A 23488-nucleotide genomic window follows, 5' to 3' on the forward strand; every position below is an offset into this window, starting at 1 on the left:
CGTATAAAAATGAAAAAGTATCTATTTATTACCCTAATAACAACAATTGTACTCTCTACTGTAACCATTTCTTGTAGTGATGATTTTGTTGACCGACCTGTTGAATATTCGATTGATTCGGAGAATTATTTTAACTCAAAATCCGATTATGACAATGCTTTAATTGCTTCTTATGATTTGTTGCAATCTACTTATCTTAATGCTTTATTAGGCGAAATTGCTTCAGATAATACGTTGGCTGGTGGCGAAAGTCAATCCGATACGCCCGGTTTTCAGCAAATTGACAAAATGATTCATACTCCTGTGAACAGTAATCTTAAAAATTTATGGGACTGGATGTTTGCTGGAGTTCAGAGAACGAATTACATTATGGAATTTAAAGACAAAACTGATTTTGAAGGCAAAAATCAAGTACTTGCAGAAACACGTTTTCTAAGAGCGTATTATCATTTTGAATTAGTAAAATGGTTTGGTGGAATTCCCATGAAAGGGGATGCACGATTCAATCCTGGTGACGAAAAAGTAATTCCTCGCTCTTCTATTTCAGAAGTTTATGCTTCAATTGAAGCCGATTTAATTTTTGCTTCCGAAAACTTATCTGCTACAGCGGCACAAAAAGGAAGAGCAACTAAAGGCGCTGCTTTAGCATTACTAGGGAAAGCCTATTTATATCAAAATAAATATCCACAAGCAGCAACCACTCTTGAAAGTTTAATTTCGGCATCTCCCTATTCACTGGTTTCAGATTACAATACTATTTTTGAAAATGCAGGAGAGAATGGTCCGGAATCAGTTTTCGAAGTGCAGTATACTGATGTGGAAGGTGCCGGATTTGGATGTTTCCAATGCAGTGAAGGAAATATAGCCGTAGGTTTTAGTGGACCAAGAAATTATTCAGGTGATTTATTTACGTCTGGTTTTAGTTTTAATGTTCCAACTCAGAAAGTCGTGAACGCATTTGAAGCTGGAGACAGAAGAAAAGCGGTAGCAATTTTAGACATAGAAGCTTGGGCTACTGCAACAGGCGCTACTTTTGGAAAGGGATATGAACATACTGGTTTTTTTAACAGAAAATACATTCCAAGAAAAAGACGTTCCGAAGCCCAAGGGGATTTAAATCTAACCAATCCAAATAATTACAGAGCGATTCGATACGCAGATGTTCTTCTGATGGCTGCGGAAGCCTACAATCGCGGTGGAATTGATGATGCAAAAGCAAGAGGGTATTTGAACCAAGTTCGAAGACGAGCTTTTGGAGACTTAAATCATGATATCTCCTCTTCTGGAGCTGCGTTGACTGACTTTATTTTGGCAGAAAGAAGAGTAGAATTAGTTGGTGAAGGCCACCGTTTCTTCGATTTAGTTCGTACAGGAAAAGCAGCACAGGAAATTACTGGATTTAAAGCCAATAAGAATGAATTATTTCCAATTCCATTGGAAGAGATTCAATTTGCTAATGGAAATTGGGCACAAAATCCTGGATATTAAAACTAATATGATTTATATATGAAAAAGTTAAAATTAATACTAAGTATTTTTGTTCTAACGTTCTTTTTAGGATGTTCAGACGAAAACAATGATGTGGATTTGGACGGCGTGAAGGCTCCTTTAAATATAGCTGCATTGACAACCATAACTCAAGATAATTCAGGGAATGTCACTTTTTTGCCAAAAGGGGAAGGAGTTACCCAATTTGAAATTTATTTTGGAGATGCGACTACAACGCCTGCTTATGTAAATCCTGGTGGAACTGTTACTCATAAATATAGAGAAGGTAAGTATCAAGCAAAAATTGTAGGTGTAACGATCAATGGTAAAAAAACAGAAGCGATTCAAGAAGTTACCGTATCTTTTCTAGCCCCAACAAATTTTGAACCTACCATAACTATAGGCAGTAACCTTTCGATTAATGTAACTGCTAAAGCAGAATTAGAGACTTTCTTTCAGGTTTATTTTGGAGATGTAGCTAATGAAGTTCCAGTTGATTTTATGGAAGATGAAGTGATTACACACACCTACTTAAATCCTGGAACATATCAAGTAAGAGTGGTTGCCTTAAGTGGCGGTCTTGCAACAACAGAAAAAACACAGGCAATTACCGTAACTAATTTATTTGCAGCACCTATTCCTACGATTCCTGCGGCAAATGTAATTTCCATGTTCAGTGATAGTTATACAAATGTTGCTGTGGATACTTGGAGAACTTCTTGGTCACAGGCTAACCTTGAAGATATTGACATCAGTGGCAATAAAACTAAGAAATATAGTGCCTTGAATTTTGTAGGTATCGAAGCGACTACAACTCCTATAAATGCATCAGCTATGACATTTTTTCACCTAGATATTTGGTCCTCGGATTTAACAGAATTTAAAGTTAAGTTAGTCGATTTTGGAGCTAATGGCGCTTTTGGCGGAGGTGATGATAAAGAACACGAAATCACAATTTCAAACCCTGAAAAGGAGAAATGGGTGAGTTTAGATCTTCCGTTAAGTACCTTTACCGGATTGACAACTCGCAGTCATATTGCACAATTAATTTTAGTTGGTGCTCCCTCAGGAAATACTACGGTTTATGTAGATAATGTTTTCTTTTACAATCAAGCAGGATCTATAACTGCAGCTCCAACACCAACTGTAGCGGCTTCTAAAGTGATTTCTATGTTCAGTGATGTCTATACAAATGTAGCGGTTGACACGTGGAGAACTTCTTGGTCTAGTGCCACACTTACGGATTTAAGCATCAATGGAAATGCTACCAAAAAATACAGTGCCCTTGATTTTGTTGGTATAGAAGCAACAACAACTCCTATAAATGCAACAGCTATGACCCATTTTCATACGGATGTTTGGTCTTCCGATTTCACAGTATTCAAAATAAAATTAGTTGATTTTGGCGCGAATGGTGCTTTTGGTGGTGGTGATGACAAAGAGCACGAGGTAACGATTACCGCTCCTGCAAAAGGATCGTGGGTGAGTTTAGATATTCCTTTAAGCACTTTTACAGGGTTGACCACACGTGCTCATATTGCACAGTTGATCTTTGTAGGAGCACCATCTGGAAATAACACTGTTTATATTGATAATGTTTATTTTCACAACTAATAAATCGGATAAAGTAAATTCATGATAAATTTAAAAGGATTGGATTTCAATCGATTATCACAACTGGATTTTTAAAAAAATAGTAAAAATGAAAAAAATAATAATAAACATAGTATCCCTGTTTGTCCTTCTTTTGATGGTCAATTGCCAGGAGGATAATTTAGGTTTTGGAGCAATAGATACTCCTGCCAACCTCCAAGTTGCGGTAGAAATAACGGGCAAGTCTGTTGCGTTTCCGAATGGAGATGGCTCGGGAAAAGTAAAATTTTCTAGTACGGCGGATAACGCTATTTCATATAAGTACATTTTTAGCGATGGAACTTCTCAGAATTCACCTAGTGGGATTTTGGAAAACACTTTTGCTACACCAGGTACAAATACATACACAGTTACTGTAATCGCTTCTGGAGCGGGAGGAGTAGCTACCAATATGACTTTGGAAGTAACTGTTTTCAGTGATTTTAAAGATGAACAAGCGGTACAATTCTTAACTGCTGGAACGTCCAGAAAATGGTATTGGGCGCAAACTGAGCCAGGACATTTAGGAGTTGGTCCAAATGTTGCTTGGTCAGATCCAACTTTTGGAACAAAAAATTATTACCCAGATTTCTATCAAGCTAAAGCTAATGAGAAATCAGCTACGTGTTTGTATAATAGCGTAATGACTTTTTCTCTTGTTGGTCCAATAATGAAATTTGAATTGGATAACAAAGGACAAACGTATTATAACGGTGCTTTCAAAGGTGGTGGTGAGGATGCTTGTTATGACCTAAACACTAGTGGGTTAAAAACAGTCACGTTGAGCAAATCCGAATCTTTCGTAACTAAGAATCCAGATAGTGCAACTCAAACCAGAGGAACTGTAATTAATATCGCAGATGGTGGTTTTATGGGGTATTTTGTTGGAACTAGTTCTTACGAAATCTTATCAATTACTGATAATAGAATGGTAGTACGCGTGATTCAATCTGGAAATCCATTTTTAGCTTGGTATCATACTTTTACCACTTCGCCTCCAGGTGCAGCTGTAACGCCTACTCCTACAGTTGATTATACTGTTTTGAAATTTTCTGATGAATTCAATACTGACGGTGCTCCAGATCCTACAAAATGGGGTTATGACCTTGGTGCTGGCGGTTGGGGGAATGGTGAAGCACAAACGTACACTAGTGCTGCTGATAATGTAATTGTTCAAGGTGGAAGTTTAAAAATTACTGCTAAAAAGGTAGGAACAAGTTACACTTCTACAAGATTAAAGACAGAAGATAAATACGAATTTACTTATGGTAAAATAGAGGTCAAAGCTAAACTACCAGTAGGTGGAGGAACTTGGCCTGCAATTTGGTCCTTAGGACAAGATTATAAAACAAATGCATGGCCAAATTGTGGTGAAATTGATTTCATGGAGCACCGAGGAAATACTCCGAATGTAATTCATGGTTCCTTGCATTATCCGGGGAATTTTGGTGGAAACGCAAATACGGCTACCACAACCATAGCAAATGCGTCAAGTGAATTTCATATTTACAAAACAATTTGGAGTCCCACCTCAATTCAGTTTTATGTGGATGATAAGTTATTCCATTCTTTTGCTAACAGTAGTTCAGTACCTTTTAACAGTGATTTTTTCATGATTTTGAATGTGGCAATGGGAGGAACTTTTGGTGGAGCTATTGATCCTGCTTTTACTCAATCTTCTATGGAGATTGATTATGTGAGGATTTATCAATAAAATAAGGAATTAATATAAAAGGGTCGGAATTTATTTCGGCCTTTCCAATATAATAAAAATGGATAAAGATGAAAAATAAATCCCTGTTAGCATCATTTGCTATAGCAGCTCTACTAGTTGCAGGTTGCAGTAATAAAATCTTGAAATCGCCTGTTGCTTTTTCCAAAGAAAATGTTTTAGAGACTAAAGTGGATTCTGTGCTTCAACTGATGACTTTGGAAGAAAAAGTAGGGCAACTCAATCAGTACAATGGTTTTTGGGATATCACAGGTCCGACACCAAAAGAAGGTCAGGCAGCAAAAAAATACGAGGACTTAAAAAAAGGTTTGGTTGGATCAATGCTAAATGTAAAAGGAGTTAAAGATGTAAAAGCGTTGCAAAAAATAGCGGTAGAACAAACCCGCTTAGGGATTCCACTGATTTTTGGATTTGATGTGATTCACGGATACAAAACAATCAGTCCAATTCCGTTAGCCGAAGCGGCAAGTTGGGATTTACAAGCGATAAAAAAATCAGCTGCAATAGCCGCTGAAGAAGCAGCTGCTGTAGGGCTAAACTGGACTTTTGCGCCTATGGTTGATATTGCCCGAGATGCCCGTTGGGGTCGTGTGATGGAAGGCGCTGGTGAGGATCCTTTCTTAGGAAGTAAAATTGCCGTAGCTCGTGTACAAGGTTTTCAAGGCGAAGATTTAGCGGCGACGAATACTATTTTGGCTTGTGCCAAACATTTTGCAGGATATGCTTTTGCAGAATCCGGGAGAGATTATAATACCGTTGATATTAGTGAAACCGTATTGCAAAATACTATTTTTCCTCCATTCAAAGCAGCTGTTGAGGCTGGTGTTCGAACATTTATGAACTCTTTCAATGAACTAAATGGTATTCCCGCAACAGGAAATGCTTACTTGCAAAGAGAAGTTTTAAAAAGAGATTGGAAATTCGATGGTTTTGTAGTGTCTGATTGGGGTTCGATCAACGAAATGATTCCACATGGTTATGCGAAAGACAGTAAACAGGCAGCTGAAATAGCTATTAATGCTGGTTCCGACATGGATATGGAATCCAGTGCGTATGTGGAACATTTAGTGGCGTTGGTTAAAGAAGGCAAAGTCAAAGAAAGTGTTATTGATGATGCGGCAAGACGTATTTTGAAAGTAAAATTTGAATTGGGTTTATTTGATGATCCTTATAAATACTGTGATGAAAATCGCGAATTGGCAACTGTTGGAAAAACAGAATTTCAAGAAGGAGTTCTGGATATGGCCAAAAAATCAATTGTACTTTTGAAAAATGAGAAGGAGTTATTGCCTCTTAAAAAATCAGGTCAAAAAATTGCATTAATTGGGGCTTTGGCAAATGATAAAACGAGTCCATTAGGAAGTTGGAGAATCGCTGCTGATGACAATACAGCCATTTCAGTTTTGGAAGGATTGCAAAAATATCCTGGGAATCAGCTTACGTATACCAAAGGAGCTGATGTAACAGAAGGAAGAACGCAATTCGTTTGGGAAACCAAAATAAATATGACGGACAAAAGTGGATTTGCTGAAGCGATAGCCGTTGCAAAACAAGCGGATGTAGTAGTTATGGTTTTAGGAGAACACGGTTTGCAGTCCGGTGAAGGTAGGAGTAGAGCTGATATTGGTTTGCCAGGTGTGCAACAAGAATTATTAGAAGCAGTATACAAAGCCAATCCAAATGTGGTATTGGTTTTAAATAACGGTCGCCCATTAGCGATTCCTTGGGCTGATGAAAATATTCCTGCCATTGTTGAAGGATGGCATTTAGGAACACAAAGCGGTAACGCTATTGCTCAGGTTTTGTACGGTGATTACAACCCAAGTGGGAAATTACCAATGACTTTTCCTAGAAATGTGGGTCAGCTTCCACTATATTACAATTATAAAAATACAGGAAGACCGGTCATGAATGAGCCTGAAAGTGTATTTTGGTCTCACTATATTGATGAAAAGAATACGCCTTTATATCCCTTTGGTCATGGACTTAGTTACTCTAAATTTGATTACTCTGATTTGCAACTATCATCCAATTCTTTTGCTAAAAATGGCAAAATAGAAGTTTCTGTAAACCTGAAAAATTATGGCAAAGTTGCTGGAAAAGAGGTCGTTCAATTATACATTAGGGATTTGATAGGAAGTGTCACGCGTCCCGTTAAAGAGTTAAAAGGTTTTGAAATGATTGAATTACAGCCTAACGAAACCAAGAAAGTGGTGTTTACAATCGATGAAAAAACAATTGAGTATTTCACAGCAAATAGAAAATGGGAAGCAGAAGTTGGAGATTTTAAAGTATTCATCGGAGGTAGTTCTGTAACAAAATTGGAAGGCAATTTTCAATATTCTAATTAAACTAAAATGAAAAAAATAGTAGTATTATTATTTGTGGTCAATTTTTCCTATGCACAGCAAACCAATAGAAAACTGGTTTGGGAAGAAAATTTCGACGGAAAAGAATTAAATGAAAAGAATTGGAACTTTGAACTTGGTGATGGTTGTCCTAACTGTGGTTGGGGCAATAACGAGCGACAATTGTACACCAATCAAAACCACAAGATTACTAAAGATCATTTAGTCATTACAGCCAAAAAGGAAGGAGATAAATATACTTCGACGCGAATCACTACCAAAGGCAAAAAAGAGTTTCAATACGGTCGTTTCGAGGCGAGAGCAAAGCTGCCTGTAGGTCAAGGTGTGTGGCCTGCTTTGTGGATGTTAGGTTCCAATATTACTGAAGTCGGTTGGCCAAAATGCGGTGAAATCGATATTTTAGAATATGTTGGGAAAGAGCCCAACATGGTTTTTACTTCATTGCACACGCAAGACAGCCACGGAAATACTATAAATACCAAGAAAACAAGATTTGATGATATTGAGGAAGGTTTTCATATTTACGCTATGGAATGGACCAAAGACAAGATTGATTTTTTTGTAGATGATACTTTAGTCTATACGTTTGCGCCTGAAAATAAGACAGAGGCAGTGTGGCCTTTCAATCAGCCGTTCTACATTATTGTGAATATGGCCATCGGAGGGAATTTTGGTGGTCCTGAAGTGGACGATACAATTCTTCCGCAGGATTTTACAGTGGATTATATTAGAGTCTATCAATAACTGATAAAAATCATCTAAAAAGAGTATAACTAAAATAAGGTTTGATTCTAATTAGTTAACAATCAAGTCTTATTTTGGTTCTTTTATTTTTAAGAATTCCTTGACATAAAATTTACTGTGTTGACTAAAGGCATACTATTTGTACTGTTAATGTGAAAAAAAGAAGAAAAATTTTAACAAATTTTATTTTTGATATGTTAATTTTTATTAATTTTACTTGCATGTTAAAATAATAATTGGTTAAATTTGAAAACTTAACAACCTAAACACTCTTTAGCCTATAATAGAAAACTACTTTTTAGAGAAAAATCTCGAATTTTAATTAACAACTAAAAAGTATTATTATGGTTAATATACAACTTCCAGACGCGTCATTAGTTAAGGAATATGTCGCAGGTAATGAGGATGCCTTAGCTAAACTAATAAAAAGGCACGAATCAAAAATCTACGGATTTATTTATTCTAAAATCCCAGATCGAGATATAACCAATGATATTTTTCAAGATACCTTTATCAAAGTTATAAAAACTTTGAAATCAAACTCTTATAATGAAGAAGGTAAATTCTTACCATGGGTAATGCGTATTTCTCATAATCTGGTGGTAGATCATTATCGAAAAACGAAAAAAATGCCGATGTTCAGAGAAACAGAGGAATTTTCTATTTTTTCAATAATGTCTGATGATTCGTTAACAATAGAAAATAAAATTATAGCGGACCAAGTCCAGATGGATTTACAAAAACTAATAGAAGAACTTCCAGCGGATCAAAAAGAAGTATTAGTCATGCGTATGTATCAAGATATGAGTTTCAAGGAAATATCAGAGTCTACTGGAGTGAGCATTAATACTGCCTTAGGAAGAATGCGGTACGCTTTGATGAATTTGAGAAAAGTAATTGATAAACACCAAATTGTTTTAACCAATTAACAATATCTTGAAAGTTGCTGCGTTGTAATAGAAAACAAAAAGGTATTACTTTATGGCAAAAACTTACTCAAAAAAATCATTAGTTTCCCAAACGATGAAACCAAGTAAAGAAACAATTTCTTTTTTATTAGGCTATTCCAAAGCATTAAGCATAATAAAAATAGACAATAAAAGTTTCGAAATTATATCGAATTAGGACTCACTTGATTAAAAAACAAATCATTTTTCAAATGTAACCAGCTTAAAAATCCCACCGTATTTCAAATGGAACATGTGGGATTTTTATTTTTTGCTACTTTGCTTTTTGAGATAAGTATCAAGTACGGTTTTGCGACCAATAGTTTTGGTAATCACATCTTTTTCCATATCCCAGCCACGAGCTGGAGAATATTCCCTCCCGTACCAAATAATCTGTAGGTGCAGGTCATTCCATATTTCCTCGGGAAAAATACGTTTCGCATCTTTCTCCGTTTGCACTACGTTTTTTCCATTGGTTAAATTCCAGCGGTACATCAATCTATGAATGTGAGTGTCAACAGGAAATGCAGGAACTCCAAAAGCCTGTGACATTACCACACTCGCTGTTTTATGTCCCACAGCCGGCAGTTCTTCTAAAAATTCAAAACTTTGAGGCACTTCTCCACCATGTTTGTCAATTAGGATATGAGACAATCCATGAATTCCTTTCGATTTCATTGGCGATAGACCACAAGGCCGAATGATTGCTTTAATTTCCTCCACTGACATTTTAATCATATCGTATGGATTATCTGCCTTGGCAAAAAGCAAAGGGGTAACTTGATTTACCCGCACATCCGTGCACTGTGCCGATAGCAAAACGGCAATTAATAAAGTATAAGGGTCTTTGTGATCCAGCGGAATAGGGATCGTTGGATATAATTCTTTTAACGTATTTATAACAAAAGTTACACGTTCTTGCTTATTCATTTTTGTATTTTTATACGTGTAAAAATAGTATAATTTTTAGTATGTGCCTAATCCAGCTGTACATTGCAAGTCCTCCTTCAAAAAACTTTTTTTCTAAGGTCATAAAGGAGCTTCCTGCCGGTCGCTCTTTATTACCAAGAAACAATAGTTTTTTTTAGTCTGGGCTTTTCATTGCCATATGGGGCAGTAAATAGTATATAGAGGTGGAATTCTTTACCTTTGAGTGTATTACTTTTAATTAAAATGAATAGAAATAGCATTAGTAAAGATAGCTAAGTTTTAAAAAAGCAATAGCATTGTTGCGAACTTTACGGTTAACAAACAAACAAAATTATGACAACATTAAAAAAAGGCGATAAAGCCCCTGATTTCTCTGCCTTGGATCAAGATGGACAAGCACATCAATTAGCCGATTACGCTGGAAAAAAACTCGTAGTTTTCTTTTACCCGAAAGCAAGTACACCTGGATGTACCGCAGAAGCTTGTGATTTAAGAGATAATTTTGAGCGTTTTCAAGCTAATAATTATGCTTTGTTAGGCGTAAGCGCTGATTCAGCCAAAGCACAAGCCAAGTTTAAGGACAAGTATGAATTTCCTTTTCCGTTACTTGCGGATGAAGATAAATCCGTAATTCAGGCTTTTGGGGTTTGGGGTCCCAAAAAATTTATGGGTAAAGAATATGATGGAATCCATAGAACCACTTTTGTAATAGACGAAAACGGAATTATTGATGAGGTTATCGAAAAAGTAAAAACTAAAGAACACGCTGCACAAATATTGAAATAAATCTTTAGTAGTAAAAGTATAGAGCGTCTTTTAGAATCTAATTAGCTAATACATATAAATACAAAATCCTTGACTGTTTGCACAATCAAGGATTTTGTATTTAAACTATAATAAAGTGTTTAATTAGTTTCTTTCAAAACTTTATTTGGATCATAGCCAAAGAGTTGGTGTTCTTTTATTATTTCGGCAATACCAGAAGGAAGCATGGTTTCCCAGCCCATTTTGCCCTGATTGATCATGTTTAAAACTTCACGGGAGAACACTTCTAAAATAGAAGGATCATAATCATTTATATCAACTACTTTTCCATTGAACTTAAAGAATTTATACAGTTCTTTCATTCTAGGATGTACCTTCAAGTTTTCTGATGTAATTATTTCACCGTTTTCACCAATCATTGGATACAAGAATACCTTCATATCGCGATAAAATAATTTACCAAAAGCTTCTAGTATGCCACCACTTAAATGGCGGTAATATTTCTCGTCAAAAATATCCACTAAATTATTCACACCCATGGCTAATCCCATTCTTGCCTTGGTATAATTAGCAAAATATTCTACTACTTTATAGTATTCTTGAAAGTTCGAAATCATAACTGTTTGCCCAAGTGAGCAGAGTAACTCCGCTCGATCCATAAAATCTCTTTCATCGATTTCTCCATCGGAACGAAGGTTTGACAGCGTAATTTCAAAAATTACAAGTGTATTTTCTTTATTTACTTTGTTTTCATTCAGAAACATTTTCAATGATTTCTCATACATATCCATGTTGACCTTTGTCACCGGACGAAAACTTCCTCGGAAAGCAAGAATATTTTTTTTGTACAAGATGGCTGCTGGAAGAATGTTCTTGCCGTCAGGATTAAACATTACGGCATCAGTCATGCCATTTTTAACAAGTTGCAGACTCATCAAACGATTATCAACATCGGCAAAACGCGGACCTGAGAAATTGATCGTATCTATTTCCAATTGATCTTTATCTAGATGATCATACAAATAACGCAATAAGCGTTTTGGATCGTTGTATTTGTAATATGCTCCATAAATTAAGTTTACTCCCAGAATTCCAAGCGTTTCTTGTTGTAAACGAACATCCGTTTCTTTAAAACGAATGTGGAGTATAATTTCGTTATAATCCTCGTCAGGCTCAATTTGATAACTAATACCTACCCAACCATGGCCTTTGAATTGTTTGGCAAAGTCGATTGTGGCAACCGTATTGGCATAACTAAAAAACATTTTATTGGGATGTTTTTCTCGGCTCAAACGTTTTTCTATTAAATTGACCTCATGCGATAGCATTTTTTTGAGTCGGCTTTCAGTAACATAACGGCCGTCTTCCTCAATGCCATAAACGGCATCACTAAAGTCTTTGTCATAAGCTGACATCGCTTTTGCGATTGTTCCAGAAGATCCACCAGATCTAAAAAAATGTCTTACAGTTTCCTGTCCAGCTCCAATCTCTGCAAAAGTACCGTAGATATTTTCATTCAAATTGATACGGAGTGCTTTATCTTTTACTGAAGGGATTTGTTCGATGATGCGATCACCTTTTAATTTTATTTCTGTATCCATTTTCTTTTAATATGGCTAATATTTGTCAAAGTTAATGAAATAGGTTTCTAATGAAAGATAATTAACCCTATTTTTGTAAATAAAATCAAGAAAGTTGAAGGTATATTTTTTAGGAACTGGTACGTCACAAGGGATTCCTGTTATTGGGAGCAATCATCCTGTATGTAAAAGCACTGATAGTAAAGACAAAAGACTCCGTGTTTCTGTTTGGATTTCGTGGGGTAATTATTCTTATGTAATCGATTGCGGACCTGATTTTAGACAACAAATGCTTTCTTCACATTGCCAGAAGGTTGATGGGATTTTATTTACCCATGAACATTCAGATCACACGGCAGGAATTGATGATATACGGCCATTTAATTTTAAGCAAGGAGAAATACCAATTTATGCGCATCAAAGAGTCATTGATAATCTAAAAAGACGCTTTGAGTATGTTTTTGAAACCGTGAATAAGTATCCTGGAGCACCGTCTATAGAAACCAATGAAGTGATTAACAATAAGCCCTTCTCCATTGGAAACAAAACAGCAATTCCCGTGAATGTAATGCATGGAAACCTTCAAGTTTTTGGTTACAGAATAGACGATTTTGCCTATTTAACAGATGTCAAAACAATTGAAGATAGCGAAATTTTAAAGCTTAAAAATTTAAAAGTATTGGTTATAAATGCTTTACGAGAAGAACCACATGATACGCATTTCAATTTGAAAGAAGCATTAGATTTTATAACTTTGGTTCAGCCTGAAAAGGCCTATCTCACACACATAAGTCATATTATGGGATTTCATGAAGAGGTGCAAAAAAAACTTCCAAAAAATGTTTTCCTAGCGTATGATAATTTAGAAATTACACTATAATACCAATCCAAATGAAAAAATCATTATTTCTCTATTTATCTATTCTTGCTGTACTTTTTGCTGTGTTTACTTATTCTTTCTTGGATAGCGAGGTCAAATTTGAACAAGAAAGGTACAAAAAAATAACTACTAAGCTGCGGGACAGTATCAATTTGTTAACTACTAAATTAGCTGATGCCAACTATTTTTCTTTGGAAAAAAATGAAAATGCTCAAAATTATTTTGATTCGGGAAGTGCAGAAAAGATGATTCAATACGAGAAATTAATTCCTGTTGTTACTGAAAAATTATTGGATTTAAACGCTAACCCAAAAGGAAATCCTTACACAGGACAAGATCAAATAGGTGCGAATAAATTTATCATCAATAAAGTAAAAGTCTTGAATCACCGATGGATTATCGCAGATTTTAGTGATGGGGATATTTGGGGGGAAGTTTTATTGAAGTACTTTGTCAATGAAGATGAAAGTATTTCTTTTGAAGTAAATCAGTCTTTGTTATACCAGAAACAAAAATAGCCAATAGATTAAACGGAGAAAAATCCTTTACTTAAGATATTCGACCTGCGATTATCTCCTTTCTGAGGATTTGTATCAGGTTTTATTTGGGCATTTTAAATTTCAATCGCAGATAGTTCACTTAGTGAAACTGCGATTGAAAATTATTTATTTATGGTCCACAAGCCAACTTTTGAAATCATAAAAATTTTGCGGTGCCACTCCATGGCCTATTGGATACTCCTTGTACGTTATGTCAATTCCTAAATTTTCTAATATTGCAGGTGTTTTCCTAGCCCATGCTACAGGGATAACTTGGTCTGAAGTACCGTGCGAAGCAAATATTTTTAAATTGTTAAAAGTATTTTTAAGGTAATCATCGTTAACAATTTCTAAATTCAAATAGCCACTCATAGCCACTACTTTTTGGACCTTTTCTGGATAGGAGAGCGCCACAGCATAACTTAAAATCGATCCTTGACTAAAGCCAACTAAAGTTACTTTTTCAGGATCAATTGGATAGGTTTGAATCAATTCGTCAATAAATCCTGCAATTAAATCTCTGGAAACTTTAGCTTGATCGTGGTCGGAAAACTTATTTTGGTCTGCATCAAAATTGATTGCGTACCAAGCATAGCTGCCATATTGCATGTCGTACGGTGCACGGGCTGAAATTATATAATATTCATCAGGAAGCTCAGTTGAAAATGAAAATAAATCAGCTTCGTTGCTGCCGTATCCATGAAGTAGAAGCAAAAGTGGGTTTTTATCTAATTTTACTTTGGGCTCGCGTATTTTATATTCTAAAGATAAATTCATTTTTATTTATTGTTTTAAGAATCTTTATCATAGTTTGAAAAAGTGATAAGGATATAGCACTTTGAAATTAAATTTAGGATATGTTGGATAACCATTTTTGAAAATAAGCTCCTAGTAAGGGAACAGGCTTTGTTTCGCCTTTTATGGCGCTGGTAATGCCATAAGACCATAGAACTAGTACAAAAATCCACATGGGTGCTGAAATCAGTAAACTGTCAAAATTACTGATGATAAGGCCTAGTGATATAAATGTTAAGGTGAGTCCGAGTCCTTGTCTAATGTGGAAGGAAGCAAATGCATTTTTATCTTCTGAGTTCATGGACATGGCTATAAAAACGCCAATTCCTAAAATATAACTCGTTATAGCAGCTGTTTTTCCTGATTCAGAGGTGTTGTTATTATTATTGTTCATTTTTCTATGCTAAAATTAATTTTGCTTGATTCACAATCCCATATACTTTTCCTTTTATTTCTATTCCTAAAAATGCAGAATTTTTAGATTTTGAAAGGATTGCTGTTTTTGTAAAAATAGTTTTTGGTTCTGGATTAAATAAGGTCATGTTTGCTTTTGAACCTTCATCTATAGTTTGCATTTCAATGCCAAATGATGTTTTCCCGGCGGTCAATTTCTCAATTACAATTTCTAATGGCAAGACAGTCATCAACGCACCAAAAGCGCTTTCTAGTCCTATTGTTCCATTTTTGGCTCCATCAAATTCCATTTTTTTATGCTCAATATCCATTGGGTTATGATCGGAGGTAATCATGTCAATCGTTCCATCTTTTATTGCTTTCAGTAATGCTTTTCTATCCGTTTCAGTTCTAAGCGGCGGTGAAACTTTATATCTGGTATCAAAACCTTCTAATTTTTCATCTGTTAAAACTAAATGATGCACGGCAACACTGCACGTTACCTGCAGACCATTGGCTTTTGCATCTTTGATTAATTGAGCGGATTTTTTAGTAGAAATCGTAGGTATATGTAATTTCCCACCGGTGTATTCTAAAAGGAATAAATTTCTTGCAATTTGTAATTCTTCGGCAAGGTTGGGAATTCCTTTTAATCCTAATCGAGTAGAAACAATACCTTCATTTGCCACTCCATTTCCTTTTATATTTTCGTCTTGGGAAAAAGCCACAATTAATCCATCAAAATCCTGAACGTATTGCAATGCAATTTTCAGCAAATTAGCATTGTCAAGACTTTTATTATAATCTCCAAAAGCAATGGCACCTGCTTTTTTCATATCGTATAATTCAGCCATGTCTTTTCCGGCACTTTCTTTGCTTAAAGCACCAATAGGATAAAGTTGTGTTGCACATCCTAATGCTTTATTTAACACAAAATTTACTTGGGACTGATTGTCAATAATAGGGAAGGAGTTTGGTTGTAACGCTATTGCTGTAAAACCACTTTTAGCTGCCACGGTAAGTCCATTTGCTATCGTTTCTCGGTCTTCAAAACCGGGTTCCCCTAGGCAAACACTAGAATCAAACCAACCTTGAGAAACATGCAAATTATCAAGTTTTATCTCTTCGGCATTTTCAGAATTTGAAAGCGAAGTTCCTATTTTTTTTATAAGACCATCAACAATTAAAATATCTACAGTCTTATTGTGAAAAGGACTTTTTGAATCGATAATTTTGGCGCTTCTGATGATAAATTTCATAGATTTATTTTAATTATTTGAACTTCGTTAACTATTTTACGAATCTTATAATTGCCATTTCTGCAATGAGAAATAACAGTGCAAAGATAACAAACCATTTCCAGATTTGATTATCCGTTCGATCAGATTGTAGTGTATCAAAAAACGATTGTATGGATTCCGTTGTTTTAAAGTCGGAGAAATTGCTTTGATTGGCTGAAGCCAAATCACTTTCGGTTCTGCCATAATTAAAACTTATGTTTTCAATCCATTCTTTTTTACGGAGGATTTTAAAATTACCCGCCTGTTTAGGAAAATCATTGAAAGTCATTTTGACTTTGTTAGTCAGGATCTGTTGCAGAGGAATAAATTCTTCATCGGAACCTTGTACCGTCAAAATTGCGTCTTTATCCAAGGATACTTCAGTCCAATGGGGGGTATTATTTCCTATAATCAAAGCATCAATACCATTATTTGGATTGTACATTGCCATTTTATAAAAAGTAGGGACAATAAGCGGAGATTGTTGAAAATTTGAGTTCTCAAGAGAAATCGGAGCTGCAAAGACGGCTACTTTACCGCTTGGATTGTTGGTTGAAGTCAAAAAAATGCTTTGATCTTCATAGGATAAAACAGCTGGATTTGAACTCGTTAAAGAAAACGATTTTTTTGTTTTAGGATATTGAAAATTTATCACTTTTTTCTCGAAAACACTATTGTAAATGGGATGATTGAAGTTGATTTTTGTAATTTGTTTTTCGTTATTCTCTAGCGTATTAAATTTCAGGGATCCAAAATTGGATACAAAAGAATTCAAATTTGTGATGGAACCTTCTGCCGATGGAATCAGAATTAAATTCCCGCCTTTTTGTACAAAAGATTTTAAAGTGGTTGTTAAAGCTTGGGGGATTTCATCTAATTCATTTAATACAATAGCATCTTGATCCTCTAGTTTATTATAATCCAAGGCACTTAAAGTAGAGGTGTTGAAATTGAATTCTTCTGCGGTATAAATCCGAGATAGGAAATTGTTTTTCGCCGGTTCACCAATGCTGATAACATTTGTTTTTTTTATTTTTGATATACTAAAATAATAGGTGTTATCATAAGTTAAGCCATTGTCAATAATTGAAACATAGCCATGAAAAGCTTGTTTTGGAATGGTGAAATTAATACGTTTTTTGGATGTTTCTAGTGGTACTGTCGTTTTTGCAATAAGCGTATTATTGTTGTATAACGAAACTGGAATGGGATCGAAATCCTCTCCATATCCGCTTAGTTGGATACTTATCTCATAAAAATCATTAAGTGTTTTATCGATGAAAACGCTGTCAATGGAAACGTTATTTTTTTGTTCTGCCTTTGGGATGATAAAAATAGGGTCATCTTTTAACGCGACATTTTTCAATTGTTTTTGATCAAGGCCAATTCCGTCGGTAATGATTATGATATCCTTTTTATAAGCGCTTTTATGGGCTTTTAATTGGGCTAGGATATTGTCCAATTGGAAAGGAGAGGCGCTGTGTTTTAGATTTTGTAAAGTAGCTCGAATCGACTTAATATCCGTATTCCAATAATTTTCTTCATTAGTAAGCAAAGAGAAATTTTTGTTTTTAGGGGTTTCTTCCAGCAAATCTTGGACCGCTCGTTTTAGTAGCTCCCCTTTTTTACCTTTGGCTTGCATGCTAAAGGAATTATCCAAAATAATATACAATTCATTGTTGGCATTTTTATTGTCTTTGGATTCAAAAAAAGGTTGTGTAAAAGCAATGATAACAAAAAATAGCAACAATAGACGGCACGCAAGAAGCAACCATTTCTTAATTTTAGAGCTTTTTCTAGTTTGAATAGAAAGTGCTTTTAAGAAGCGAACATTGGTAAAATATTCTTTTTTGAAACGACGTAATTGAAACAAATGAACCACTATTGGTATGATCAACGCGAACAGAAAATATAGATTTTCGGGATGTTTAAAATGCATTCTGTGGTTAAGTTTACTTCACTAGATTTTATCTTCAACGGTGTTCATTGAATTTTCTGAGTCAAAAATACAAATTTGTTGACAGTTTTAAGTGAAGATGTTATAATTTTTCAAAGGAAGAAACAATTGACAATCATTATGAATTTAATATGTATTTTAGCTTTTAAATAAAATTTACAAACATGAGAAATTCGTTTGCTGTAGTTCTTTTAATTTTAATTTTTTCGAGTGTTCAAGCACAAAAAAATAAATTGAATTTACTGGTAGGGACCTATACCCAAAGTTGTGATAGTAAAGGAATTTATGTGTATGAATTTGATTCAAGAATAGGTGATTTCAGTTTTAAAAATGCTACTGAAAAGGTGATAAATCCAAGTTATTTGTCGGTTTCAAAAGATAATAATTTTGTGTATTCCGTAAATGAATTTGGAGCTGAAAGTGCAGTAAGCTCTTTTCGATATAATTCAACAAGCGGAAAATTAGCATTAATCAACAAGCAAAGTTCAAAGGGAGCTGATCCATGTTACATTATCAATGATGAAAAAAATGTAATAGTTGCTACTTATTCTGGCGGGACTATTTCCGTTTTTGGTAAAAATAATGATGGAAGTCTTGCTGAGGCAAAGCAAGTAATCCAGCATTATGGAAAAGGAAGTAATACGCAAAGGCAAGAAGGTCCGCACGTACACATGGTTCATTTCACTCCAGATCAAAAGTTTGTTTTGTCTAATGATTTAGGGAATGACAAAGTGTATTCTTATGCCTATAATCCTAATGCTGAACAAACTGTTTTAGAACTGAAAGATAGTGTTTCAGTACAATCGGGTAGTGGGCCTAGACATTTGACATTCAGTAAAAACGGAAAGTTTGTCTATTTATTACAGGAACTCAATGGTGCCTTAACGGTATTTAGTTATTTCAATGGTATATTGACAAAGATTGATGAAACCACTATTTTAGCTAAAGATTTCAAAGGAACATTTAGTTCTGCGGATATTCATATTTCTCCGGATGGGAAGTTTTTATATGCTTCTAATCGTGGTGAAGCCAATGACATAACAATTTTTAAAATTCTTAAAAGCGGAAAATTACTACTGAAAGGTCAAACCAGCACGCTGGGAAAAGGACCCAGAAATTTTGCAATTGATCCAACTGGGAATTTTCTTTTGGTAGCACATCAATATACCAATGATATTGTAATTTTTAAAAGAAATAAAACTACGGGAGCTCTAATGGATATTGGAAAAAAGATTGCTTTGTGTTCTCCGGTTTGCTTAGTTTTTACAAAGAATTAAAAACTATCAATTCAAGAAAAAAGGGTTGAAAAATGATTTCCATTTTTCAACCCTTTTTTACTATAGATTATTTTTTTTATTTTTTGTCCCCGATGGTCAGAAAGAAATCAGGATTAAGAAACGGAATACCGATCTCTATTTATTCTTGTCTTTTCTCTTTTTATCTCTTGTTTTTAGCATGTTTCTATTTACAGAACCGTGCGTTTTTTTCTTAGTTACCCCAGGTCCACCTAAGTTGACTTTCTTATTCTTTTTACTTTTCTCCTGAAAAGCACCGTCTCCGTCTAGTTTTTGTTTTTTCATCATAAACTTAATCGGTTGTCTGTCTTTTTCAGGTTCGATTAATTTCGAGGAAATTTCAACTGTGTCTGGAAAGGATTCGATGGCTAATTCCATATTCATCAGCACTTCGATTTCTACTTTATATTCCTCTTCGCGAGGGGCAATCATGCTAATTGCGGTTCCTTTTGCATCGGCACGACCTGTTCTACCGATTCGGTGCATATACAATTCAGGTAATTCGGGCATTTCGAAGTTCACAACATGGGTAATGTTAGAAATGTCCAGACCTCTTGCCATAATGTCCGTCGTAATTAGACCACGTAAATTTCCTTCTTGGAACGAAGCCATGGTACTCAAACGATAGTTTTGAGATTTATTGGAGTGGATTACTCCAAATTGATCCTCAAAATCTTCCTCGATGCGCTCATGAACCATATCTGAAATTTTCTTATTATTCACAAATACCAAAACACGACTCATGTCTTCGTTGTTTTGCAATAGGTGTTTTAGAAGATTTATTTTGGTATTAAAATTAGGAACTTGATAGGCTGTTTGCTTAATATTCTCTAATGGTGTACCGGAGGCAGAAAGTGTAACTTCTTGAGGGTAATCAAAATAGTCATTCAAAATAGCATCTACTTCATCCGTCATCGTTGCTGAGAACAGAATATTTTGACGTTTTTTAGGCATCATGGCCAAAATTGATGTAAGCTGAGTACGGAAACCTAAATTTAGCATTTCGTCAAACTCATCAATTACTAGCTTTTGCATTTCTTCAAAACGAATCACATTATCTAATGTTAAATCCATGATTCTTCCTGGAGTACCTACAAGAATATCGCAACCTTTGTAAACGGCAGTTTTTTGGGTGTTGATATTAACACCTCCAAAAATTCCAATCGTTCGAACCGACATGTATTTTGTCAATTTCTCCACTTCTTCCACGACTTGAACTACAAGCTCCCGTGTAGGAACCAGAATCACTATTTTGGGAGTATGTCCTGGAGTAAATTTGTATAGTTTCAGCAAAGGCAAAAGGTAAGCAAATGTTTTACCAGTCCCTGTTTGAGCGATTCCCATCATATCTCTTCCTGACATAATCACAGAAAAAGTTTTTTCCTGAATAGGAGTAGGAGTTGTAAATCCTAGATCGTCTATCGCTTTTTGTACGGATTTAGGAAGATTGAATTGCTCAAAAGTAGTCATTTGCTTAAATTTTTTGCAAAGATAGTCTTTTTGAAAGTAATGAGGAAAATCAAGTGGATTCTAACCATTTTTGATTCTATTTTCAACTTTTTTAGGAAGCTAATTATTTAATAATCGCTTTACACGTAACACTAATTCATTTGGATTAAACGGTTTTGCAATAAAATCATCAGCGCCTAGTTTAAATGCTTCGCTAACAGAATTTTCTTCTTCGCCTAAACTGGATAACGCAATTATAGCTTTTTTATCAAAATGGCTTCTGACAAAACTGATTACCTCCAAGCCAGATTTATAAGGCAATAGCAAATCAGTGATCACCATGTCTGGATTTATGTCATGCAATTGCTCAATAGCATTCAGTCCATCTTTCAAGACGGTCAGCTGATATCCTTCCTTACTTAAAATGAACAGAAGTATTTTAATCATTAGTTCATCATCTTCAATGATCAGTATTTTTTTGTCGCTATTCATCTTGAGATATTTTATTTGTTATAAAGCTCAATCTCGTCAATCATTACCATTGGTTTTTTATTTTTTCGCTTTCGCCAAGCAGGTAAATCATCTTGGTTTTGTATGACTAATTTAATTTTGTCAAAAGAATGGAAACTTGTATCTGCTAACCCTATTTCGCTGGTTTTTACTTCATAATTTTCTACTAAATTTACGATTTTTTTTTCAGTTATCAAATTCCATTTTTTGTTTTTATATCCAAATAGTGTAATTTTTTTTGGAATAAAAATCCAATTTCGTTGGTTATCTAAAAAGTGAAGTTGAATGTGATTAAAATCTAATCTATTGGTTATCAATTCTATTTCGGGATTGTTTCCATACCATCCAATCCAATTGATATTGTAGTCCGTATGCCCTTTAATTCCATCTACTAGTGAGGAGCTTCCTTTTGCAGAATATTCAATTGCTGGCGGAGTTAGAAAATTAACTTCTAGTTTTTCTCCAAGGTGGGTGGCTGTGTTTTTAGTAATTTCTAGCCAGTTTTCATAATATTTATTGGGAGATAGTCCCTCCTCGCTCAGTTCATAAATTCCCAATACCTTGCAGGCTTCTGCAAATTGGAGTACTCTTTCAGTAAGTCCTGCTTTTACTTCTTTTTTTCCTTCAGTATTGATCACGAACATTCCGTGTTTATCAGTGCCATAAAACTTAGACTGTTCAAAAAATACATATTCTAGCGTGAGTCTTAATTTATTTATTCTGGAAGATAAAACAGGATCTTCACTTACTGACATCGCCGCTTCATTCAGTAATTGGTCATATTGGTCGATCGCTTTTGGTGATAAAAAGGTATTTCTGTTTTGAATTGGACCAGAGTAAATGTCTAAAGGTCGGTTTGAATTTTCTTGATTTTCAGTCAATAAATTGAGATATTCTTTCACCGAAGAGGCGGCATTACCATAGAATCCTCTTAAGAAGTCATCTGTGGTGTCTTCCAAATCTATTTCTGTGTTCCACAATAATTTAGCTAAAAGATACTGTCTCAATTCCGAAAAATCTCCAGGAACATCTGCATAACCTTGGACAAATACTCCTTTCACATTGTTTTGTTTGAAAAGTTTATAGTTATCCGAAAAAGTATGAAAGTTTGGAAATGGAGCTAGGTAGTTTGAAAATTGAACCGTATAATCCCATAAATACAAATTAGAGGTAGTTTTCCCCCAGTTGTGCAATACTTTAATAAAGGTTTTGTTTTCAAGATCGGCTGCTATTGATTTTCCTCTATTCAATTCGATTGGACAAAATAAGGTATAAATATTAGGTTGTATTTTTAAATTTATGGGGGCTTTATAAGTATGTTGGTATGCCAGAGTGGCTATTTTTGTTTTAGGAAAATGTTTGGCAATTTTGTTGAGAAAAAAGTATAGAGAACCTTGTGGTCCGCCGTGTTTTTCATTTAATGATTTGCATTTTTCACACTCACAATACACGGCATCATCATTTTGACTTACCGATATAAATGATGCATTGGGATTTTCAGCAATAATTTCAGCAATTTTTTTTATGACCTTTTCAACTGCAAGTTCATTGGTCATACAAAGCGATTCTGGTCTTCGCTTTCCCTCATAAAAGGCAAAAAATTCAGGATTTGTTTTAAAAAATTCTTTTGCAGGTAACAAGGTCTGAAATGAATGTCCCCAGATACTAAAATCATTTAGATGCCAGTCTAATTTATGCCAATCCCTGAAATCTTCATCAAAGGCATCTGGATAAAGTAGCACTCGGTATTCAAAAGAAGGATGGTGTGTTTTCTCCGTATTCTTTGGAAAAACCACTCTTTTTAATTTTGGGATATACAGGTCTGTTGCAGTGAATTTTCTAAATCCCCAATTTTCAAGTAAAGTATAAACGGCATATCGAAGAAGTTTTTCATTGGGTGCAATCAAATAAATATCCTTCTCATCACTTTTGATGCTGAAACTATTTTGGTCTTTTTTATTTTTTAACTTTGAAATAACGAGGTAAATGGAGGAAGCCTTTTTTTTAGGTTCATCGTTTGTTTGAACTAAAAATGGATTTGTAAAACTTTTATCTAAGTAAGTTTTTAAAATTTTCGCAGCAGGCTTGGCAATTTCGTCGTTAGTGATAATCGTATTTTCATTCTCTGTTTCATTCTCAATTATAATATTAGATTGAGCCATAGCTTGCGAGTTAAAAAGAACTATAAAAAATAGCGTATAAA

At 34.7% G+C, this 23488-nt stretch carries 20 protein-coding genes; 11 read left to right on the top strand and 9 right to left on the bottom strand.

Annotated elements, in window-relative coordinates:
- Positions 1 to 9 precede the first annotated feature (9 nt).
- From BUC11_RS02705 to BUC11_RS16885, 7 genes are all read left to right on the top strand, one after another.
- Positions 10 to 1488, top strand: a complete 1479-nt coding sequence (locus tag BUC11_RS02705; RefSeq protein ID WP_073351645.1) for a RagB/SusD family nutrient uptake outer membrane protein — start codon at positions 10 to 12, stop codon at positions 1486 to 1488.
- A gap of 18 nt (positions 1489 to 1506) precedes the next feature.
- Positions 1507 to 3102: a PKD domain-containing protein gene (locus tag BUC11_RS02710; protein WP_073351647.1), complete on the top strand. Its 1596-nt coding sequence runs from the start codon at positions 1507 to 1509 to the stop codon at positions 3100 to 3102.
- Positions 3103 to 3190: 88 nt separating this feature from the next.
- Complete coding sequence (locus BUC11_RS02715) at positions 3191 to 4834, top strand: family 16 glycosylhydrolase (protein WP_073351651.1); 1644 nt, start codon at positions 3191 to 3193, stop codon at positions 4832 to 4834.
- A 68-nt stretch (positions 4835 to 4902) separates the two neighbouring features.
- Entirely contained in the window at positions 4903 to 7203 is a 2301-nt protein-coding gene (bglX, locus tag BUC11_RS02720) for a beta-glucosidase BglX (protein ID WP_073351652.1), read from the top strand.
- A gap of 6 nt (positions 7204 to 7209) precedes the next feature.
- Positions 7210 to 7965, top strand: coding sequence for a glycoside hydrolase family 16 protein (locus tag BUC11_RS02725; RefSeq protein WP_073351654.1), 756 nt, complete (start codon positions 7210 to 7212; stop codon positions 7963 to 7965).
- Positions 7966 to 8309: 344 nt separating this feature from the next.
- On the top strand, positions 8310 to 8894 hold the full coding sequence (locus tag BUC11_RS02730; RefSeq protein ID WP_073351656.1) for an RNA polymerase sigma factor: 585 nt from the start codon (positions 8310 to 8312) through the stop codon (positions 8892 to 8894).
- Between the two features lie 52 nt (positions 8895 to 8946).
- The gene (locus BUC11_RS16885; RefSeq protein ID WP_165930086.1) at positions 8947 to 9090 is read left to right on the top strand and encodes a hypothetical protein; all 144 of its coding nucleotides are present in this window, start codon (positions 8947 to 8949) and stop codon (positions 9088 to 9090) included.
- Positions 9091 to 9176: 86 nt separating this feature from the next.
- Here the strand turns inward: BUC11_RS16885 and BUC11_RS02735 are convergent, their stop codons facing one another.
- The gene (locus BUC11_RS02735) at positions 9177 to 9842 is read right to left on the bottom strand and encodes an endonuclease III domain-containing protein (protein ID WP_073351658.1); all 666 of its coding nucleotides are present in this window, start codon (positions 9840 to 9842) and stop codon (positions 9177 to 9179) included.
- Positions 9843 to 10175: 333 nt separating this feature from the next.
- Here BUC11_RS02735 and bcp point away from each other — a divergent pair, with 333 nt between their 5' ends.
- Positions 10176 to 10628, top strand: coding sequence for a thioredoxin-dependent thiol peroxidase (gene bcp / locus BUC11_RS02740; RefSeq protein WP_073351660.1), 453 nt, complete (start codon positions 10176 to 10178; stop codon positions 10626 to 10628).
- Between the two features lie 119 nt (positions 10629 to 10747).
- Here the strand turns inward: bcp and BUC11_RS02745 are convergent, their stop codons facing one another.
- Positions 10748 to 12208, bottom strand: a complete 1461-nt coding sequence (locus BUC11_RS02745) for a TonB-dependent receptor (RefSeq protein ID WP_073351663.1) — start codon at positions 12206 to 12208, stop codon at positions 10748 to 10750.
- A 94-nt stretch (positions 12209 to 12302) separates the two neighbouring features.
- Between BUC11_RS02745 and BUC11_RS02750 the strand changes: the two genes are divergently transcribed.
- Positions 12303 to 13067, top strand: a complete 765-nt coding sequence (locus tag BUC11_RS02750) for an MBL fold metallo-hydrolase (protein WP_073351665.1) — start codon at positions 12303 to 12305, stop codon at positions 13065 to 13067.
- 11 nt (positions 13068 to 13078) lie between these two features.
- Positions 13079 to 13585 carry a hypothetical protein gene (locus tag BUC11_RS02755; RefSeq protein ID WP_073351667.1) on the top strand — a complete coding sequence of 169 codons (507 nt, stop codon included), beginning with the start codon at positions 13079 to 13081 and terminating at the stop codon, positions 13583 to 13585.
- Between the two features lie 147 nt (positions 13586 to 13732).
- Here the strand turns inward: BUC11_RS02755 and BUC11_RS02760 are convergent, their stop codons facing one another.
- The 4 genes from BUC11_RS02760 to BUC11_RS02775 all read right to left on the bottom strand — a co-directional run bounded on the left by BUC11_RS02760 (position 13733) and on the right by BUC11_RS02775 (position 18013).
- Entirely contained in the window at positions 13733 to 14383 is a 651-nt protein-coding gene (locus tag BUC11_RS02760) for an alpha/beta hydrolase (RefSeq protein ID WP_073351669.1), read from the bottom strand.
- Positions 14384 to 14456: 73 nt separating this feature from the next.
- The gene (locus BUC11_RS02765) at positions 14457 to 14795 is read right to left on the bottom strand and encodes a hypothetical protein (RefSeq protein WP_073351670.1); all 339 of its coding nucleotides are present in this window, start codon (positions 14793 to 14795) and stop codon (positions 14457 to 14459) included.
- Between the two features lie 4 nt (positions 14796 to 14799).
- Entirely contained in the window at positions 14800 to 16053 is a 1254-nt protein-coding gene (locus BUC11_RS02770) for a dihydroorotase (protein WP_073351672.1), read from the bottom strand.
- A 31-nt stretch (positions 16054 to 16084) separates the two neighbouring features.
- Entirely contained in the window at positions 16085 to 18013 is a 1929-nt protein-coding gene (locus BUC11_RS02775) for a BatA domain-containing protein (protein ID WP_073351675.1), read from the bottom strand.
- A 182-nt stretch (positions 18014 to 18195) separates the two neighbouring features.
- On the opposite strand from BUC11_RS02775, the gene BUC11_RS02780 reads away from it, so the two are divergent.
- Entirely contained in the window at positions 18196 to 19308 is a 1113-nt protein-coding gene (locus BUC11_RS02780; RefSeq protein ID WP_073351677.1) for a lactonase family protein, read from the top strand.
- Between the two features lie 135 nt (positions 19309 to 19443).
- Here the strand turns inward: BUC11_RS02780 and BUC11_RS02785 are convergent, their stop codons facing one another.
- The 3 genes from BUC11_RS02785 to BUC11_RS02795 form a co-directional block, all read right to left on the bottom strand.
- Positions 19444 to 20796 (bottom strand): DEAD/DEAH box helicase, encoded by a 1353-nt coding sequence (locus BUC11_RS02785; RefSeq protein WP_073351679.1) that lies wholly within the window; start codon positions 20794 to 20796, stop codon positions 19444 to 19446.
- 99 nt (positions 20797 to 20895) lie between these two features.
- Positions 20896 to 21267, bottom strand: coding sequence for a response regulator transcription factor (locus tag BUC11_RS02790; protein WP_073351681.1), 372 nt, complete (start codon positions 21265 to 21267; stop codon positions 20896 to 20898).
- An 11-nt stretch (positions 21268 to 21278) separates the two neighbouring features.
- Positions 21279 to 23447 carry a DUF4838 domain-containing protein gene (locus tag BUC11_RS02795; RefSeq protein ID WP_073351683.1) on the bottom strand — a complete coding sequence of 723 codons (2169 nt, stop codon included), beginning with the start codon at positions 23445 to 23447 and terminating at the stop codon, positions 21279 to 21281.
- Between the last annotated feature and the right edge of the window lie 41 nt (positions 23448 to 23488).

The sequence above is a fragment of the Flavobacterium xanthum genome, from assembly GCF_900142695.1.
Lineage (GTDB): Bacteria > Bacteroidota > Bacteroidia > Flavobacteriales > Flavobacteriaceae > Flavobacterium > Flavobacterium xanthum.

Excerpts from the sequence above, each read along its gene's own strand:
- BUC11_RS02705 (WP_073351645.1), top strand. The coding sequence starts at position 10 with ATGAAAAAGTATCTATTTATTACCCTAATAACAACAATTGTACTCTCT.
- BUC11_RS02710 (WP_073351647.1), top strand. The coding sequence starts at position 1,507 with ATGAAAAAGTTAAAATTAATACTAAGTATTTTTGTTCTAACGTTCTTT.
- BUC11_RS02715 (WP_073351651.1), top strand. The coding sequence starts at position 3,191 with ATGAAAAAAATAATAATAAACATAGTATCCCTGTTTGTCCTTCTTTTG.
- bglX (WP_073351652.1), top strand. The coding sequence starts at position 4,903 with ATGAAAAATAAATCCCTGTTAGCATCATTTGCTATAGCAGCTCTACTA.
- BUC11_RS02725 (WP_073351654.1), top strand. The coding sequence starts at position 7,210 with ATGAAAAAAATAGTAGTATTATTATTTGTGGTCAATTTTTCCTATGCA.
- BUC11_RS02730 (WP_073351656.1), top strand. The coding sequence starts at position 8,310 with ATGGTTAATATACAACTTCCAGACGCGTCATTAGTTAAGGAATATGTC.
- BUC11_RS16885 (WP_165930086.1), top strand. The coding sequence starts at position 8,947 with ATGGCAAAAACTTACTCAAAAAAATCATTAGTTTCCCAAACGATGAAA.
- BUC11_RS02735 (WP_073351658.1), bottom strand. The coding sequence starts at position 9,842 with ATGAATAAGCAAGAACGTGTAACTTTTGTTATAAATACGTTAAAAGAA.
- bcp (WP_073351660.1), top strand. The coding sequence starts at position 10,176 with ATGACAACATTAAAAAAAGGCGATAAAGCCCCTGATTTCTCTGCCTTG.
- BUC11_RS02745 (WP_073351663.1), bottom strand. The coding sequence starts at position 12,208 with ATGGATACAGAAATAAAATTAAAAGGTGATCGCATCATCGAACAAATC.
- BUC11_RS02755 (WP_073351667.1), top strand. The coding sequence starts at position 13,079 with ATGAAAAAATCATTATTTCTCTATTTATCTATTCTTGCTGTACTTTTT.
- BUC11_RS02760 (WP_073351669.1), bottom strand. The coding sequence starts at position 14,383 with ATGAATTTATCTTTAGAATATAAAATACGCGAGCCCAAAGTAAAATTA.
- BUC11_RS02765 (WP_073351670.1), bottom strand. The coding sequence starts at position 14,795 with ATGAACAATAATAATAACAACACCTCTGAATCAGGAAAAACAGCTGCT.
- BUC11_RS02770 (WP_073351672.1), bottom strand. The coding sequence starts at position 16,053 with ATGAAATTTATCATCAGAAGCGCCAAAATTATCGATTCAAAAAGTCCT.
- BUC11_RS02775 (WP_073351675.1), bottom strand. The coding sequence starts at position 18,013 with ATGCATTTTAAACATCCCGAAAATCTATATTTTCTGTTCGCGTTGATC.
- BUC11_RS02780 (WP_073351677.1), top strand. The coding sequence starts at position 18,196 with ATGAGAAATTCGTTTGCTGTAGTTCTTTTAATTTTAATTTTTTCGAGT.
- BUC11_RS02785 (WP_073351679.1), bottom strand. The coding sequence starts at position 20,796 with ATGACTACTTTTGAGCAATTCAATCTTCCTAAATCCGTACAAAAAGCG.
- BUC11_RS02790 (WP_073351681.1), bottom strand. The coding sequence starts at position 21,267 with ATGAATAGCGACAAAAAAATACTGATCATTGAAGATGATGAACTAATG.
- BUC11_RS02795 (WP_073351683.1), bottom strand. The coding sequence starts at position 23,447 with ATGGCTCAATCTAATATTATAATTGAGAATGAAACAGAGAATGAAAAT.